Annotated in this window: 14 protein-coding genes; 6 read left to right on the forward strand and 8 right to left on the reverse strand. The window is 68.0% G+C overall.

From position 1 onward, the window contains the following. Positions 1 to 6: 6 nt before the first annotated feature. Positions 7 to 1,005 (forward strand): AI-2E family transporter, encoded by a 999-nt coding sequence (locus HZ321_RS00370; protein ID WP_181699096.1) that lies wholly within the window; start codon positions 7 to 9, stop codon positions 1,003 to 1,005. A 247-nt stretch (positions 1,006 to 1,252) separates the two neighbouring features. Continuing rightward, a complete protein-coding gene (locus HZ321_RS21780; protein ID WP_280514436.1) occupies positions 1,253 to 1,387 on the forward strand; it encodes a hypothetical protein in 135 nt (44 codons plus the stop codon). A gap of 99 nt (positions 1,388 to 1,486) precedes the next feature. On the opposite strand, the gene HZ321_RS00375 is transcribed toward HZ321_RS21780, so the two are convergent. The 5 genes from HZ321_RS00375 to HZ321_RS00395 form a co-directional block, all read right to left on the reverse strand. Further along, the gene (locus HZ321_RS00375) at positions 1,487 to 2,536 is read right to left on the reverse strand and encodes a sulfate/molybdate ABC transporter ATP-binding protein (protein ID WP_181699098.1); all 1,050 of its coding nucleotides are present in this window, start codon (positions 2,534 to 2,536) and stop codon (positions 1,487 to 1,489) included. Positions 2,537 to 2,546: 10 nt separating this feature from the next. Then, positions 2,547 to 3,437 carry a sulfate ABC transporter permease subunit CysW gene (cysW, locus tag HZ321_RS00380; RefSeq protein WP_181699100.1) on the reverse strand — a complete coding sequence of 297 codons (891 nt, stop codon included), beginning with the start codon at positions 3,435 to 3,437 and terminating at the stop codon, positions 2,547 to 2,549. A 22-nt stretch (positions 3,438 to 3,459) separates the two neighbouring features. Further along, positions 3,460 to 4,338: a sulfate ABC transporter permease subunit CysT gene (gene cysT, locus HZ321_RS00385; protein WP_181699102.1), complete on the reverse strand. Its 879-nt coding sequence runs from the start codon at positions 4,336 to 4,338 to the stop codon at positions 3,460 to 3,462. Positions 4,339 to 4,623: 285 nt separating this feature from the next. Next, positions 4,624 to 7,365, reverse strand: a complete 2,742-nt coding sequence (locus HZ321_RS00390; RefSeq protein WP_342343789.1) for a phosphoenolpyruvate carboxylase — start codon at positions 7,363 to 7,365, stop codon at positions 4,624 to 4,626. Positions 7,366 to 7,624: 259 nt separating this feature from the next. Then, complete coding sequence (locus HZ321_RS00395) at positions 7,625 to 8,557, reverse strand: Tim44 domain-containing protein (RefSeq protein ID WP_244635510.1); 933 nt, start codon at positions 8,555 to 8,557, stop codon at positions 7,625 to 7,627. Between the two features lie 150 nt (positions 8,558 to 8,707). Between HZ321_RS00395 and HZ321_RS00400 the strand changes: the two genes are divergently transcribed. Further along, the gene (locus HZ321_RS00400; RefSeq protein ID WP_181699108.1) at positions 8,708 to 9,274 is read left to right on the forward strand and encodes a DNA-3-methyladenine glycosylase; all 567 of its coding nucleotides are present in this window, start codon (positions 8,708 to 8,710) and stop codon (positions 9,272 to 9,274) included. A 364-nt stretch (positions 9,275 to 9,638) separates the two neighbouring features. Here HZ321_RS00400 and HZ321_RS00405 read toward each other — a convergent pair whose 3' ends face one another. Beyond that, complete coding sequence (locus HZ321_RS00405) at positions 9,639 to 10,514, reverse strand: choline kinase family protein (RefSeq protein WP_181699110.1); 876 nt, start codon at positions 10,512 to 10,514, stop codon at positions 9,639 to 9,641. 251 nt (positions 10,515 to 10,765) lie between these two features. On the opposite strand from HZ321_RS00405, the gene HZ321_RS00410 reads away from it, so the two are divergent. Further along, entirely contained in the window at positions 10,766 to 11,527 is a 762-nt protein-coding gene (locus HZ321_RS00410; RefSeq protein ID WP_181699112.1) for a DeoR/GlpR family DNA-binding transcription regulator, read from the forward strand. Between the two features lie 12 nt (positions 11,528 to 11,539). Here HZ321_RS00410 and HZ321_RS00415 read toward each other — a convergent pair whose 3' ends face one another. Further along, positions 11,540 to 12,466, reverse strand: coding sequence for a histone deacetylase family protein (locus HZ321_RS00415; RefSeq protein ID WP_181699114.1), 927 nt, complete (start codon positions 12,464 to 12,466; stop codon positions 11,540 to 11,542). Between the two features lie 98 nt (positions 12,467 to 12,564). Further along, on the reverse strand, positions 12,565 to 13,551 hold the full coding sequence (locus HZ321_RS00420; RefSeq protein ID WP_181699117.1) for an L-threonylcarbamoyladenylate synthase: 987 nt from the start codon (positions 13,549 to 13,551) through the stop codon (positions 12,565 to 12,567). A gap of 197 nt (positions 13,552 to 13,748) precedes the next feature. On the opposite strand from HZ321_RS00420, the gene HZ321_RS00425 reads away from it, so the two are divergent. Together HZ321_RS00425 and HZ321_RS00430 are read left to right on the forward strand one after the other, a co-directional pair. Next, on the forward strand, positions 13,749 to 15,536 hold the full coding sequence (locus HZ321_RS00425) for an acyl-CoA dehydrogenase family protein (protein ID WP_181699120.1): 1,788 nt from the start codon (positions 13,749 to 13,751) through the stop codon (positions 15,534 to 15,536). Between the two features lie 13 nt (positions 15,537 to 15,549). Next, positions 15,550 to 16,302 (forward strand): crotonase/enoyl-CoA hydratase family protein, encoded by a 753-nt coding sequence (locus HZ321_RS00430; RefSeq protein ID WP_181699123.1) that lies wholly within the window; start codon positions 15,550 to 15,552, stop codon positions 16,300 to 16,302. The last annotated feature ends 6 nt before the right edge of the window (positions 16,303 to 16,308 follow it).

Here is a 16,308-nt window from a genome sequence, read left to right on the forward strand (position 1 = left end):
GCGGTGATGCTTGCCGCCGCGGTCGGGTTCGGGCTCTACCTCTCCACGCTGATGGCGGTTCCGTTCCTGCCGGCGCTGGTGTTCTCCTTCACGCTGGCGGTGCTGTCGCTACCGCTCGATACACGGCTGCGGGCGTGGACCGGCTCGCCCGGGCTCGCCGCCACGGGCACGGTGGCGGTGGTCGTGTTCATCGTGGTGATCCCGGCGCTCCTGGTGCTGACCACCCTGCTCGGCGAGGCGGTCAAGAGCGCGGAGGTGATCGGTTCACTGATCGATGCGGAGACCTGGCGCGGCATCGGGGAAGCGAACCCGCGGCTGGCGCCCGTGCTCGGCTGGATCGATGCCAAGGTCGACCTGCCGGCCCTCGTGCAGTCGGGCACCGCCTGGCTCACCACCTGGAGCGGGTCGGTGCTGAAGGGGTCGGCGGCGGGGGCGATCAACCTCCTCCTCACCTTCTACTTCCTGTTCTACATGCTGCGCGACCGCGCCGCGGCGATTGCCGCCGTCGGCAACCTGCTTCCGCTGGAGGACGTCGAGTACGCGGCCGTCCGGCGCCGGGTCTTCGATACGATCCACGCCACCGTTTACGGCACGGTCGTGGTGGCGACGCTGCAGGGCGCGTTGGGCGGGCTGATGTTCTGGTGGCTCGGCCTGCCGGCGCCGGTGTTCTGGGGCATCCTGATGGGCGCGCTCGCCGTCATCCCCTTCCTCGGCGCCTTCGTGGTCTGGGCGCCGGTCGCCGCCTACCTGGCGCTGACGGGGGCGTTCGGGTCTGCCGCGCTGCTGGCCATCTGGGGTACGGTGGTGGTCGGGCTGGTCGACAACGTCGTCTTCCCGATGCTGGTCGGCTGGCGGCTGATGCTGCACACCGTGCCGTCGTTCATCTCGATCGCCGGCGGGCTTCTGGTGTTCGGCGCGCCCGGCATCATCCTCGGCCCGGTGATCGCCACCGTGTCCGTCGCCCTCCTCGCCATCCTGCGCGAGCGGGTGCTCGTCGCACCCTGACGGGCGAGGGGCCGGCCCGATCCCTCCCCCGAGGCGTGCGACCGAAATGCCGCACACGGGCCGTCGCGACATCGCGCTGTGGACAAGCGGCCCGACGCGCCTTGATCCGGCCGCATCAACTGAAAATAAACCAGCGTCCTTTACCAACGGGCTGCGGCGAACGGATCCCAATCCCCTTCTGCAGCACGGAACGGTCGGCCCGTCCGCACGTTCCGATTACCCATCCACGATCCGGAACCTGCGTCCCATGCGTGTGCTCGTCGTTGTTGCTCTGACCGCGGCCTATTTCTCGATCGCTTTCCTGTCCTATGGTCAGGTGGATGCCGCGGCCGTCACCGGCACCGGCGGCTACGGCGTGATGGACGTCGCGGCCAAGCCCTGACGATCCGGCAACGCCTGTCGGCGCGGTCGGACCGGGCGCCCTGCCCCCAACCGTTGCCGGAGCGGCGGCCAGCCCTCTCCCATCGATTTCGAGACGTCGTCAGCCTGTTGCGAACACGCCGGGGGCGCGAAGCCCCACGGCCACCGACGCGCCGACCTGCAGCGGCAGGCCTTCGGCGGGGGCGATCGCCTCCACCACGGCATCGACACCTTCGATCCTGACGCCCAGCCGTCGCGAGGAGCCGGACCGGTGCACCGTCGCGACCGTCGCCGGAATGCCCTCGCCCGCCGCGCCCGCGCGCACCAGCACGTTCTCAGGGCGTACGTAGAGCGTGGCCGGCCCGTCCGGCGCGCGGCGGCCCGACCCGGCGGACACCGCGCGGTCGCCGATGAAGGGCACGCCGCCCTTGACGGTGACGGGGATCCGGCTCGCCTCCCCGATGAAGTCGAACACGAAGGGCGAGGCCGGCGCGTCGTAGATGTCCTCCGGCGTGCCCACCTGCTCGATTTGTCCGTTCGACATCACGACGACGCGGTCGGCAAGGTCCAGCGCCTCCTCCTGGTCGTGGGTGACGAACAGGGTGGTATGCCCGGTGCGGTCGTGCAGTTCGCGAAGCCAGCGGCGCAGTTCCTTGCGCACCTTGGCGTCCAGCGCGCCGAAGGGCTCGTCGAGCAGCAGGACCTGCGGCTCGATGGCCAGTGCCCGTGCGAGCGCCACGCGCTGCCGCTGGCCGCCGGAAAGCTGCGAGGGATAGCGCTTGCCGTAGCCACCGAGCTGGACGAGGTCGAGCAGGGTCTCCACCCGCCGGGCGATCTCCGCCTCGTCGGGCCGGCGGGCCTTCGGCCGCGCGCGCAGACCGTAGGCGATGTTGTCCGCCACGGTCATGTGCTTGAAGAGGGCGTAGTGCTGGAACACGAAGCCGACGTTGCGCTCCTGGACGGTCTTTTCGCTCGCGTCGATCTCGCCGAAGAACACCTGGCCGCGGGTCGGGAACTCCAGGCCGGCGATGATGCGCAGCAGCGTCGTCTTGCCGGACCCGGATGGACCGAGCAGCGCCACCAGTTCGCCGGAGGCGACGTGCAGGTCCACCCCGTGCAACGCGGCGGTTCCGCCGAAGTCCTTGGCGATGTTCCGGATATCCAGTTCCATGGGAAAGCCTTCAGTGGCGGCGGCCGGCTGCGAGTTCGTCCGCATAGCGGAGCTCGAGCAGCGACTTCAGGCCGAGGGTGACGAGGGCGAGAGCTGCCAGCAGCGAGGCGACCGCGAAGGAGGCCGCGAACTGGTACTCGTTGTAGAGGATCTCGACGTGCAGCGGCATCGTGTTGGTGAGGCCGCGGATGTGGCCGGAAACGACCGAGACCGCGCCGAACTCGCCCATCGCCCGCGCATTGCAGAGCAGCACGCCGTAGAGCAGCGCCCACTTCACGTTCGGGAGCGTGACGGTGAGGAAGGTGCGCAATCCGGTGGCGCCCAGCGAAAGCGCCGCCTCCTCGTCCGTGGTGCCCTGCTCTTCCATCAGCGGGATCAGTTCGCGCGCGATGAAGGGGAAGGTGACGAAGATGGTGGCGAGCACGATGCCCGGCACGGCGAAGATGATCTGCAGGCCATGGCTCTGCAGGTACCCGCCGAAGACGCCATGCGAGGTGGAGTAGAGGATCACGTAGACGAGGCCGGCGACCACGGGCGACACCGAGAACGGCAAGTCGATCAGCGTGATCAGGAAGGCTTTGCCGCGGAATTCGTATTTGGCGATCGCCCAGGCGGCAGCGACGCCGAACACCAGGTTGGCGGGCACCGAGATGGCAGCGACCAGCAGCGTCAGCTTGATGGCGGCGATCCCGTCGGGGTCGTTCACGGCCTCCACGAAGCCGTCGATGCCCTGCCGGAACGCCTCGGTGAACACCGCCACGAGCGGCAGCAAAAGGAACGCGAGCAGCAGCACGACCGCAAGGCCGATGAGGCTGACCCGAACCAGCGGGCTCTCCTCGGTCGGCAGGCGGGGCGGCTTGCGGAGCCGGCGGGCCGGCGTGTCGGTTTCTGCGTCGGACATGAGCCTCGCGGGAGCGGATACGTCAGACACGGCCGAACCTCCTGCGGGCCCAGCCCTGGATCAGGTTGATCACCAAGAGCATCACGAAGGAGATCGCCAGCATGATCGTCGCGATCGCGGTCGCGCCGGCATAGTCGTATTCCTCCAGCTTGATGACGATCAGGAGCGGTGCGATCTCCGAGACGTAGGGGATGTTCCCCGCAATGAAGATGACGGAGCCATACTCGCCCACCGAGCGGGCGAAGGCGAGCGCGAAACCGGTCAGGATCGCCGGCGTCAACACGGGCAGGATCACCGACCAGACCGCCTTCAGCCGGCTGGCGCCAAGCGTGGCGGCCGCCTCCTCCACCTCCCTGTCCACCTCGGCCAGCACCGGCTGGACCGTGCGGACGATGAAGGGAAGGCTGACGAAGACGAGGGCGATCCAAATGCCGACGGGCGTGAAGGCGATCTTCAGGCCGAGCATGGCGGCGTAGCTTCCGATCCACCCGTTCGGGGCATAGAGCGCCGTCAGGGCGATGCCGGCTACGGCCGTGGGCAGCGCGAACGGCAGGTCGATCATCGCGTCGAGCAGCCGGCGGCCGGGAAAGTCGTAGCGGACCAGCACCCAGGCGACGAGCAGGCCGAAGGGCACGTTGAAGAGCGCAGCCAGGAAGGCGGTGACGAAGGAGATCTCCAAGGCCTTAAAGGTCCGCTCGTCGAGAGCCAGGGAGACGATCTCCGAGAGGCCGAGCTCGGAAGCGCGGAAGACCAGAGCGCCCAGCGGCAGCAGGACGATCAGCGCGAGGTAGGCGAGCGTGAACCCGAGGGCCAGCCTGAACCCGGGTATGACGCTGGGTTGGACGAACCGTATTGCCAAATCGTCCTCCCCGCCGACAGCTTCACCGCCTCTGGAACTCATCCTCGCATGCGCCAGGGCGCCGGGGATAAGTGCCGATCGATCACGGCCTAACTCTACAAACTCGGTCGAGTTTAACAAGTCAGGGAGTGATCGACCGCCCCCGTCGAAACGAAAAAAACGAGCTGCCTGGATGGGCGATGATGGAAATTCTTTGCGGAACGCTGGCACGGGGATAGTCGCGGGAGCAACTTTTCCCCGCGCGTGGCCGCCGGCAGGCGGCGGACGGCTACGTAGCCTCCGTCCGCGCCGGAAAAGGCGACTACACCTGCACGAGGAAATCGGCTCCTAGCCGGTCCAGCCGAGTCCGCCGGCGATGCAGTTCATCGACATCAAAAGCGGCACCAGGTTGTGCTGGCGGGCTTCGGAATTTTCCGGGTTGGCGCGGAATTCGGCTAGCAGTTCGACCTGCCAGCGGTTCGACCGGTCGATCAGCGGGCGGACGTGCTCGATCCGGCGGTGGAAGGCCGGGAAGCGGACCGCCAGCTCCTTGGCGCCAGCGATCTTGAGCAGATTTTCCACCGTCCGGTTGTATTCCGCCTCGACCATGCCGAGGATCCTGCGGCGGACTTCCTCGTCCGGCACCAGCGAAGCATAGGCCGCCGCGATCTCCATGTCGGCGATGAACAGGGTCTTCTCGGTCTCATCGATGATCAGCCGGAAGAAGCGGCTGGTCTCGAACATCTGCTTCAGGAGGGTCAGTCCCTCGTCGCCGCGGATCTTCAGGAAGCTCTCGATCGCGGTGCCCAATCCGTACCAGCCGGTGAGCAGGTGGCGGTTCTGGCTCCAGGCGAAAACCCATGGAATCGCTCGCAGATCGGCCAGTGCCCGGGCGCCGAAGCGGCGCGCCGGACGGGAGCCGAGCTTGAGGAGCGCGAGTTCCTCGACGGGGCTGGCGGCGTTGAAATAGTCGATCAGCCCGGGCTGCTCGATCAGTTTGCGGTAGCTCGCCAGCGACAGGCCGGCAAGCGCCTCCAGCGCCTCGTCATGCTCGGCGTTGGGGCGCAGCTGCGCCTCCTTGGTGGACTTCAGCGTGTGAGCGACCACCGAGGCGGCGAGCAACTCCAGCTGGTAGAAGGTTGTGCCACGGTTGGCGAACTTGGAGGAGACCACCTCGCCCTGCTCGGTGATCCGGAGCCTGCCGTTGACCGTTCCGACCGGCTGCGCCGCGATCGCCCGACCGGTCGGCGCGCCGCCGCGGCTGACCGATCCGCCGCGGCCGTGGAAGAACACGATGCGCACGCCCTTCTTGCGGCCGACTTCCACCAACCTCTTCTGCGCCTTCACCAATTCCCAACTGGAGCAGAGAAACCCGCCGTCCTTGTTGCTGTCGGAATAGCCGAGCATGATCTCCTGCAGGTGGTCGCGCGCCCGCATCGTGCGGCGGACGACCGACTGCTCGAAGAGCTCGTTCATGATGCCTTCGGCGCGCTGCAGATCCTCGATGGTCTCGAACAGCGGCACAACCATGAGCGGCATCAGGTCGTAGCCGTCCTCGTCGGGGATCAGTCCGGCGTATTTGGCCAGCAGATAGAGCGCCAGCACATCCGCCGCCGATGTGGTCATGGAGAGGATAAGTGCGCCGATAGCCTTCGGGTCGGGGCCAGCGCGGGTTTCGCGGATGACTTCCAGGACCGCCATCATCTCGGCGCTGTCGGTCGAGAGCCCGTCGAGATTCGGCAGCGACTGGAAGGGCTTGGCCAGTTCGCGGGCGATCATCGCCTGCCAACCGTGGCGGTTCGGCTCGGGCAGATCCTGGCCCGGATAGAGCTTGGCCCAGACTTCGCGGACGGTCCGGTTGACCACCGTGGAGTTCTGGCGGACGTCCAGCGCGGCGGTCCGGAAGCCAAAGATTTCGGTCTCCCAGCGCAGCGGACGGAGCCTCTGGGCGGCCAGATCGGGGGCGTTGATGGCGATCAGAGCCCGCTCCACGGCGAGCAGCTGACGTGTCAATTCCGTGGCCGAGTTGTAGGGCCGGGCCGAGTTGCGCCCTGCGAAGCCCGTCGCAACCAGCCGGTCGCGGACCGCGGTGAAGAACTGGCGGAAGATCTCGCCTGGGTTGCGCTCGACGATCTCGTCTCCGCGCCCGCTGGCGGCCAGAACGTCAGCCAAAGCGCGCTGGAAGTCGTCCGGGACCTGGACCGTGTTGGCGCTGATCGACAGGGTCCGGGCGGTCTGCTCCACCCGCTTCAAGAGCCGCTCGATGGCGGCCTGGCGGTACTCGGCCAGCGCCTTGCGGGTGATCTCGGCGGTGACGAATGGGTTGCCGTCGCGATCGCCGCCGATCCAGGTGGAAAAGCGCAGGATCGGGGGAACGGCGACCGGTTGCTCCGGATAGTGGCGGCGCAGGGCGGAGGCCAGATGCTCAACCACGAGTGGCGTCTGGTCGTAGATGTTTTCCTGGAAGAAGTGGAGCCCCCAGGCGACCTCCTGCTCCACGGTCGGCTTCTCCAGCCGGAGCTCGCCGGTCATCCAGAGCAGATCGATCTCCGAGCGCAGGGTGCGGGTCAGTTGCTCGCGCTCGCGCGGCGTCCAGCGCGTCGACTCCAGCTCCACCAACCCGCGGTAGATGCGGCGGTGTATCTCCAGCACCGTGACGCGCTTGGCCTCGGTCGGGTGGGCGGTGATGGTCGGCACCACCTCGGTTTCCACCAAAGCCGCCCGGATCTCCTCGGCCGTGGCTCCCGCGGCGGCGGCTTCTGCGATCACATTCGAGAAGGATCCCAGGACGTTATCGGGTCCGCCGACCGACTCCAGGTGGCGGCGCGCGCGCATCGCCACGTTCTCCTCGGCGATGGAGAGGAGCTGGAACCACATGCCGGTCATCTGCAACGCCGGCACCCGGAGGTCGGGTGGGATGGGGGCCGTTCCGCTGTCCTTGAAGAGGATCCCGGTCAGGGCGGGTTGTCTCGTCCGGATGACGTCGACCATCAGGCCGAACAGGAGTTCGAAGACTTCGGTAAAGTCCCCCTCCTTCAGATCCTCAACCTTGACCGGCTGGGTCACCTTGTCGAGCGCCAACGAGTGCACGGCCTTATCCCCTTGTCGATTCCGTCCCGGCGCCCCCTGGCGGGTTGTGCCGATTTGTCTTTCCGGCATTCTACCAAAGGGGTACGCGGCGCGATCCCGCGCACTGTCGCGGAGGGATGTCGCAGGGCCGCATGGAGAACACTGCTGCGTTCCTTTTTCGCTTTTCAGATCAAGTGGTTATCAAACAAAAAAGCGTCGCCGGAGAGGACTCCGGCGACGCCTCGTATTTTCTGAAGGATGCCTGAAGACAATCTGTGCGTCAGGCTTCCTGGATCGCGGAAAGCCGCCAGTCGCCGCCTCGCTGCCGCGCGAACGTCCAGAGTTCGGTGGCCTCCGTCGGGCTATCGGGATCGCCCTCGACCACCCGGCCGGTCGCCCGCTCGCGGGTGACGTCCCGGCTCTCGTAGCGCATCGCGACGGTGGCGAAATCGGTGGCACCCTCGCGCCAGCTTTCCGACAGGTCGCCCTGCAGGAGCCGGACGTCGGACACCTCGTTCTTCAGACCGCGGGAGGCGTTCTGGCCGAGTTCCTCGGACAGGAAGCCCATGATCTCCGGCGTGGTGCGCGTACGAAGCGCGGCGTAATCCTCGCGGCCGTAGGCGTCCTGGACCTCCGCGAGCAGACGCTCGAAGGCATCGAGGTCGGCCTGACCGATGCCGATCTCGTCGGCGGGAACGGCGCGGACCGGGGGAACGGACCCGCTCCGGCCGGGAGCCCGGCCGATGTCGCGGACCGGCGGCGCCTGCACGTCACTCCGGGCGGACGGGCCGGCGTAGGCCGGCTGCTGGGCGGACCGGCTGCGCAGGAACCGCATCACGAGGCTGGCGACCAGCGCGATGAGCGCGAGCTGCACGATGAAGCCGAGAAGGCCGGCTGCGCCGCCGAAGCCGGAGCCGAACATCATGCCTAGGAGGCCGCCGGCCAGGAGGCCGCCCAGAATTCCGCCGCCGAAGCCGCCGAACAGGCCGCCCGGCCGCTGGGCCGTAGTCGTCTGCGGACGAACCGCGCCGGTGGAGGGGTCGGTCTGCGGCCGCGGCGTCATGCTCCGCTCGACCGGGGCGGTGGTGCGGGGCGCCGTCTGGGTGGGTGCGGGCGCCGACCAGGTTCGCGAGCCGCGGCTGCCGAAGCTGCCGCCGCGGCGGGCCTCGGCGAAGTCGACCGCGACGAAGGTGACCGCAATGCTCAACACCATGAGGGCGAGCCATCGCCGGGAATTTGCAAGGAATGTCATCATGTCGGGTCCGAACTGTTGCGCCTTTCAGATCAACGCTTCAGGCCGCATATAGGTGCCCTGGTTCGGTACTTTGAGGGGGACCTCGAAATTACAGACACGGAGACGGTCATGAGCACACTCGTGGACCTCTTCGACCGGGATGTGGTCAGCGTCGCGCGCGCGCTGATCGGGGCGCGACTGTTCGTCGACGGCGTCGGCGGCACCATCGTGGAAACCGAGGCCTATGACCGGGAGGATCCCGCGTCGCACAGCTTCTCCGGCCCGACCGCCCGGAACGCGGCCATGTTCGGCCCACCCGGCCATGCCTATGTCTACCGATCCTACGGAATCCACTGGTGCCTCAACGTCACGTGCGGGCCCATCGGGCACGGCGCGGCCGTGCTGGTCCGCGCGATCGAGCCGGAAGCGGGCCTGGAAACCATGGAGGCGCGGCGCGGGCTCGCCGACCGGCGGCTGCTCGCCTCCGGCCCCGGACGATTGTGCGAAGCGCTGGGGATCAACCGCGGGCATGATGGGATGCCGCTGCAGAGTGCGCCATTCTCGCTGCTGACGTCCGACAGACCGGCGGAGGTGATCGTCGGACCGCGGATCGGCATCAGCAAGGGGATAGAGACGCCCTGGCGTTTCGGCCTTGCAGGGTCGCGGTTCCTGAGCCGTCCTTTCCCCAAAGCCTAGCACCGGCGCACAAGACAGCAGGAAGGGGAGCCAGTTTCCCGACTCCCCTTCCGCGGGAACAATCCCGCCACGCAGCACTGAAATCGATTGTAAAAATTGCTTCTCAATATTTTTACGTCATGAAACGCCTGTTTCGAGCGTATGCGCTTTGTCGCCAGAGCATCGATCCAACGTTCCGGCATGCCGTTTGTTCGCACGATTCGGGATGAAATCGTGGCGAAGCTGGAAGGCCAGTCGTCGCATCGACCGTATCGGAAAGCTTCAGTCAAAGGCGTTGCCCGTAGGCAACAGTTGTGGCGTCCCCCGCCTGTCGGAACCCGATCGGGAGCGTTGCAAGGGATAGCCGAGGTTCATGTCCGGGCGATTAAAGCGCTTCCTCAAATGCGACGCGTGCCGTCTCGTATCGGTCCAGGTTCTCCGCTGCATAGGCGTCGTAGTCCACGCCGGCAACCGACATATGGAGATCGGACACGAGGCCCCACAAGGTTTCGCGGAGCAGCGAGGCCGCCTTCATGGCGCGATAGGCCCGCAGCAGCGTCGCATCGGTGGGTCGGCCGAAGTAGCCGGCCAGCAGTTCCTGCTCCGCGTCGAAGGGCAATCCGGCGTTTCCGGCCAGGTTGGCGAGATCGAAGAGGGGCGTGCCGAAGCCGCCGTACTCCCAATCGACGAGCCAGAGGCGGCTTCCGTCATCCAGGATGTTGGCGGGCAGCAGATCATGGTGTCCGAAGACGATGGGCATCGGCACCTGGGACGCCTCGTATGTCCGCGCCTCAGCAAGCCAGCGGCCAAGGTGCGGGGCCAGCCGATGGCCGCCTGACCGCAGGGTGGCGGCATAGTCCCGGATGACGTGGAACACCCAGAAGAAAGGCGGCGGTCCGACCAGATGCTCGGCCATGTCGCTATGGGCCGTCCTGATCAGCGGCAGCACGCGCCGCCATTCGGCCCGCACGTCCTCGGCCGTGAAAGGGCGCGCACCCAGATACGCCGTCACCGTGACGCCCGGCTCGGCGTGGATGATCCGCGGCGAGAGGCCCGCCAGGTGAGCGGCGCGGGCGGTCGCCAACTCCCTCTCGCGGAAGACGTGATGGAAAGGCAGGTCGACACCCAGGCGGACAACCACACGGCGCCCCGAATCTTCGACGACGAAGTTCGTGTTGGACAGCCCACCGCCGAGAGGGGTGATCTCAAGGGGCCCGGACCAGATCGGAAGCGCGCGTATCCTTTCCAGCACGTCTGCCATCGCGAAGGTCCTCGATCCCTCTCCCGGTCCCGCCCACCCGGGGATCCGATCACAAGCTCCGGGCGGCCGGGTGTCAACCGGACCGGCGAACAGTGCAGTCTTTCCGGGATTGCTGCAACTTAATGCAAACCCTTCGAAAAGGCAGTGGCAACCCGCTCTTGCCCCGGGCGCCGTCCTCGCCTTACCACACTGGTGTGGCGCGTCGTCCGCGCCGGACTCTCCAGCGTTTCCTGCGACACGAGGCGGGTGGTATGCGTCACACCAAGCGGCATGAGGAGATCCTGCGTATCGTTCGCGAGGAGGGCACTTCGACCGTCGCGAAGCTGGCTGAGCGGCTTGGCGTATCCCTCGAAACGATCCGCCGGGACGTACAGCCGCTGGCCGACAGGGGCGCGCTGGTCAAGATGCACGGCGCGGTGGCGCTGCCGGACAAGGTGGGCGAGGCCCCCTTCGACCGGCGCATGCGCGAGATGGCGCAGGAGAAGCGGCAGATCGCCAAACGGGTGGCCGAACTCGTCGTCGACGGCGATACGCTGATCCTCGACACCGGTACGACGACGAGCTTCGTCGCGCGTGCCCTTGTCGAGAAGCGGGAGCTGACCGTGGTGACCAATTCCCCGGACATCGCCCGCACGATGGGTGCCATCCCCGGCAACATCGTCCATCTGGCCGGCGGTCGGGTGCATCCCGACAACGGCGCGACGTTCGGCGTCGCCGCCATCGATTTCGTCAGGCAGTTCCGCGTCCATCACGCCATTATCACTGTCGGGGGCATGCACGCCGGCAGCGGCATCACCGATTATGCGCTGGAGGAAGCCGAGTTCGCCCGCGCCGTGCTGGCGAGCGGCGAGCGGCGGATGGTGGTGACGGACCACACCAAGTTCGGCCGGCATGCTCTGGCGCGGGTGTGCGGCCTGGACGGCGTGGACTGCGTTGTCACCGACAGGGCGCCGCAGCCCGACCTGCTGGCTGCCCTGGAGGCGGCGGCCGTGGAAGTGATCCTCCCGGAGTGAGCGCCCGCCTTCTCAGTGCCCCATCAGCGCACCGACATGGACGGCGACGCTGCGGGACAGGCCGATCAGGTCGTATCCGCCCTCCAGGAGCGAGACGACGCGGCCCTTGCAGGTGCGATCGGCCACTTCCATCAGCTTGCGCGTGATCCAGGCGAAGTCCGCCTCTGTCAGATCGACCTCGGCTAGAGGATCGCGGTGGTGCGCATCGAAGCCGGCGGAGATGATCACCAGGTCCGGACGGAAGGCTTCCAGCGCGGGCAGCACCTTGTCGGACATGGCCTCGCGGAACGCCACGCCGTCGGCGCCCGCGAACAGCGGCGCATTGCAGATGTTGCCGACGCCGGTCTCGTCCGGCGCGCCCGTATAGGGGTAGAGCGGCATCTGATGCGTGGAGGCGTAGAAGACGCTCGGATCGGACCAGAAGATGTCCTGGGTGCCGTTGCCGTGGTGAACGTCGAAGTCGACGATCGCCACCCGTTCGGCGCCATGCTCCGCCTGGGCGTGGCGCGCGGCCACAGCGGCGTGATTGAACAGGCAGAAGCCCATCGCGGTCATGTGCTCGGCATGATGGCCAGGGGGGCGATGCGCAGAGAAGGCGTTGTCGACCTTGCCGGTCATCACCTCGTCGACGGCCGCGCAGGCGGCGCCGGACCCGCGGAGCGCCGCCTCCAGGCTGCCGGGGGACACGGCGGTGTCGCTGTCGAGGCGGACAAGGCCCTCGGACGGAACGGACCGCTGGATGAGTTCCACGAAGGAGCGAGGATGCGCCCGCGCGATCTGGTCGAGGGTCGCCATGGGCGATTCCTCGCGGATGAGATCCTGGAACCCTTCCCCTTCCAGCGCCTGCTGGACTACGCGAATGCGATCGGGCCGTTCCGGATGTCCCAACGGGGTGAGATGCTTCTGGAAAGCCTCGTGACAGAAATAGAGCGTACGCAACGACCGATCCTCCCTCGACGGACGACTTCAGGCTCCGGGCACCGTCGAGTCAACTGGACATCCGGCGATCGGTGTAACTCCGGACATCGAAACGCGGCTCAGCGCGGGGCGGCGGCGCGACGGAGGCGGTCGACGATCGCCTCGCCGAGCCCGGTTTCAGGTACGGGGGCGACGGCGATGGCGGAAGCGCCGGAAGCGTCGAGGCTGCGGAGCATGCCGAACAGATTGGCGGCGGCTTCGGCAAGATCGCCGGTCGGGCTGAGGTTCTGGACGGCAACGGCGCCGTCGCTGCCGGGCAGGATCGCCGGACCGAAGCCGAGGAGCGCCTCTCCGGGGGCGACGCTCGTGGCGTTCAGGCGGACACCGGCTGTCGGAGCATAGTGCGAGGCGAGCATGCCCGGGGCGATCGGGGCGACCTGCGGGTCGGCGGCGTCATCGACCGGCAGGCCCGAGACGCGGGCGAGAGCCGCCCGGTCCACGCCGCCGGGCCGCAGCAGGCGGATCCGGTCTCCAGCGACGAGGACGATGGTGGATTCCACGCCGATCTCGGTCGGGCCGCCATCCACCACCGCATCGATCCGGCCGGCCAGATCGGCGAGAACGTGGTCGGCGGTGGTGGGGCTGACATGGCCGGAGCGATTAGCGCTGGGGGCGACGACCGGCACCCCGGCGGCACGGAGCAGCGCAAGTGCGACAGGATGGCGGGGAACGCGCAGCGCGACGGTGTCGAGGCCGGCGGTGGCGAGGTCGCTGATCGGCGCCCCGGGAACCCTCGGCAGAACTAGCGTGAGCGGGCCTGGCCAGAAGGCCTCGGCGAGGCGGCGGGAGACCTGGTCGAAGCGGGCGAAGCGGTCGGCGGCCGCAAGGTCCGGGACGTGAGTGATCAATGGATTGAAGCTGGGGCGCCCCTTGGCCGCGTAGATCCCGGCGACCGCCCGACCGTTGGTGGCGTCAGCGCCGAGGCCGTAGACGGTCTCGGTGGGAAAGGCGACGAGGCCGCCCTGGCGGAGCAGAGCGCCGGCCGCATCGATCGAAGCCGGGTCGGCAGTAAGTCGGCTGGTGATGGTCGGGCGATCGGGCGGCAAGAGGTCGATCCGTCTGCGGGAGGATCTCTGGTGCGGGATGGGCCGGCCAGCGTCAAGCCGGAACAGCACAGAGCCGCGTCGAGGGGCCCGCGCACGCGGGTCAACCGGACGAATTGGCGAGTTGACGTTTACGTAAGCTGGCTTTATGCGTCGGACAAGACAAGGCGGACTGCCGGCGGGGACAGGGAGAGGTTGGCATGAGTTACGTCGCACCGGTGTCCGACATCGGCTTCTGGCTCAACGCGGTCGCCGGACTGACGGACTCGGTGCGGGCCGGCGTCTTTCCCGACCTGACGGACGACCTGGTCGAGGCTGTGCTGAGCGAGGCCGGGCGGTTCGCGACGGAGGAGATCGCGCCGCTCAATGCGGTCGGGGACCGGCACGGCGCGGTGCTGGAGAACGGCGCCGTGCACATGCCGCCGGGGTGGCGGGACGTCTACCATCGCTGGATCGAGGGCGGCTGGAACGGGCTCACGGGTGATCCGGAGTTCGGTGGCCAGGGCCTGCCGACGATGGTTTACGCCGCCGTGCTGGAGATGTGGAACGGCGCCAACGTGGCATTTGCGACCGGCCCCATGCTGACCACGGGCGCGGTGGAGGCGCTCTCCGCGCACGGAAGCGCGGCGCAGAAGGCGACCTACCTCGGCCGCCTGATCGAGGGATCGTGGATGGGCACCATGAACCTCACGGAGCCGCAGGCGGGATCCGATCTCTCCGGACTGCGGACCCGCGCGGAGCCGCAGGCCGACGGCAGCTACCGGATCTTCGGGTCCAAGATCTTCATCACCTACGGCGAACACGACCTGACGGACAACATCGTCCACCTGGTGCTGGCGCGACTGCCCGACGCGCCAGCCGGGACCCGCGGCATCTCGCTGTTCGTGGTGCCGAAGTTCCTGGTGAACGACGACGGCACGCTCGGCGCGCGCAACGATCTCAGAGCCGCCGGGGTGGAACACAAGCTCGGGATCCACGCATCGCCCACCTGCACCATGGCCTTCGGCGACAATGACGGGGCGACCGGTTGGCTGGTGGGCGAGCCCAACCGGGGGCTGGCGGCGATGTTCACGATGATGAACAACGCCCGGCTGTCGGTCGCCATCCAGGGCGTCGGGGTCGCGGAGCGGGCCTACCAGCGCGCGCTCGCCTATGCCGGCGACCGGCGGCAGGGGCGCGCGCCGGGCTGGACCGGCGAAGGAATGAGCCCGATCGTCCACCACCCGGACGTCAAGCGCATGCTGCTCACCATGCGTGGGCTCACCGATGCGGCGCGGGCGATCTGCCTGGTGCTGGCCCATGCGATCGACCACGCACACCGCGGGCAGGACCTCGACCGCGCGCATCACGCCAACCGGGCCGCGCTGCTGACACCGGTGGCCAAAGCGTTCGCGACGGATACCGGGGTCGACGTGGCGTCGCTGGGGATCCAGGTGCACGGCGGGATGGGCTTCATCGAGGAGACCGGAGCCGCCCAGCACCTGCGTGACGCGCGCATTCTGCCGATCTACGAGGGCACCAACGGCATCCAGGCCATCGACCTCGTCACCCGCAAGCTGACGATGGAGGACGGCGGGGTGTTCCGGGGTTTCCTGGGGGAACTGCGGACGGTGGTCGAAGCGGGCCGGACATCCGGTGACCCGACGGTGTCGGGGATCGCGGATCGGGTGGGCCCGGCGCTCGACGACCTGTCGTTCGCGGCAACCTGGCTCGGGCGCGCGCTGAACGACGGGCGGCAGTCGGATGCGCTGGCTGGGGCAACCGCCTTCCTGCGCCTGTTCGCCCTGTCGGCCGGAGGCGCGTATCACCTGAAAGCCGCCGTGGCGGACGCTGCGGCCGGAAACGGCACTCCGGCAGCCCGGCGCAGGCTCGTCGTCGCGCGCTTCTTTGTGACCGACATCCTGCCGCAGACGAGTGGGCTGCGCGCCGCCGTGACCGCCGGAGCGTCCGTGCTGGACGACGTCAGCCCCGACCTTCTTACCGCCTGACCGGAGCCGTTTCATGTCCGCGTTGATCAAGACCGAACAGGATGGCGGAGTTCTCGTGATCCGGATCGACAGGCCGGAGAAGAAGAACGCCCTCACCGCGGACATGTATGACGCTCTCACCTCCAGCCTGGAGAAGGGCGCCAGGGACGGCTCCGTTGGCGCCATTCTCCTGGCTGGAGCGCCGGGTGCCTTCACGGCCGGCAACGACATGAAGGACTTTCTCGCCGTCGCCATGACTGGGCAGGATTTCGGTGGGCCGGTGCTGTCCTTCCTGCGGGCGCTGGCGAATGCCGAGAAGCCGCTGGTGGCGGCCGTGGACGGTTTGGCGATCGGCATCGGGACCACGATGCTCTTCCATTGCGACCTGGTGTTCGCGTCCGACCAGTCGGTCTTCCGCACGCCCTTCACCGACCTCGGCCTCGTCCCGGAAGGCGGCTCCAGCCTGCTCGGCCCGAAGCTGATGGGCCACCACGAAGCCTTCGCGCTGCTGGTGGCCGGCGAACCGTTCGATGCGATGCGGGCCAAGGCCGCAGGCTTCGTCAACAAGGTCGCCTCGCCCGCCGCCGTGGAGGTGGAGGCACTGGCCGCCGCCAAGGCGCTCGCCGCCAAGCCGCGGGAAGCCGTCGTCCTCGCCAGGAGGCTGCTGCGCGGCGGGCCGGCCGACGTGCTGGCCCGAATCGACGAGGAGGCGCGGCTGTTCGGCGAGCGGCTCAAGTCGTCCGAGGCACGCGCCGCGTTCGAAGCCTTTTTCGCCAAGCGCAGCTGAGTTCCG

The organism is Chthonobacter albigriseus, from assembly GCF_013839445.1.
Lineage (GTDB): Bacteria > Pseudomonadota > Alphaproteobacteria > Rhizobiales > Pleomorphomonadaceae > Chthonobacter > Chthonobacter albigriseus.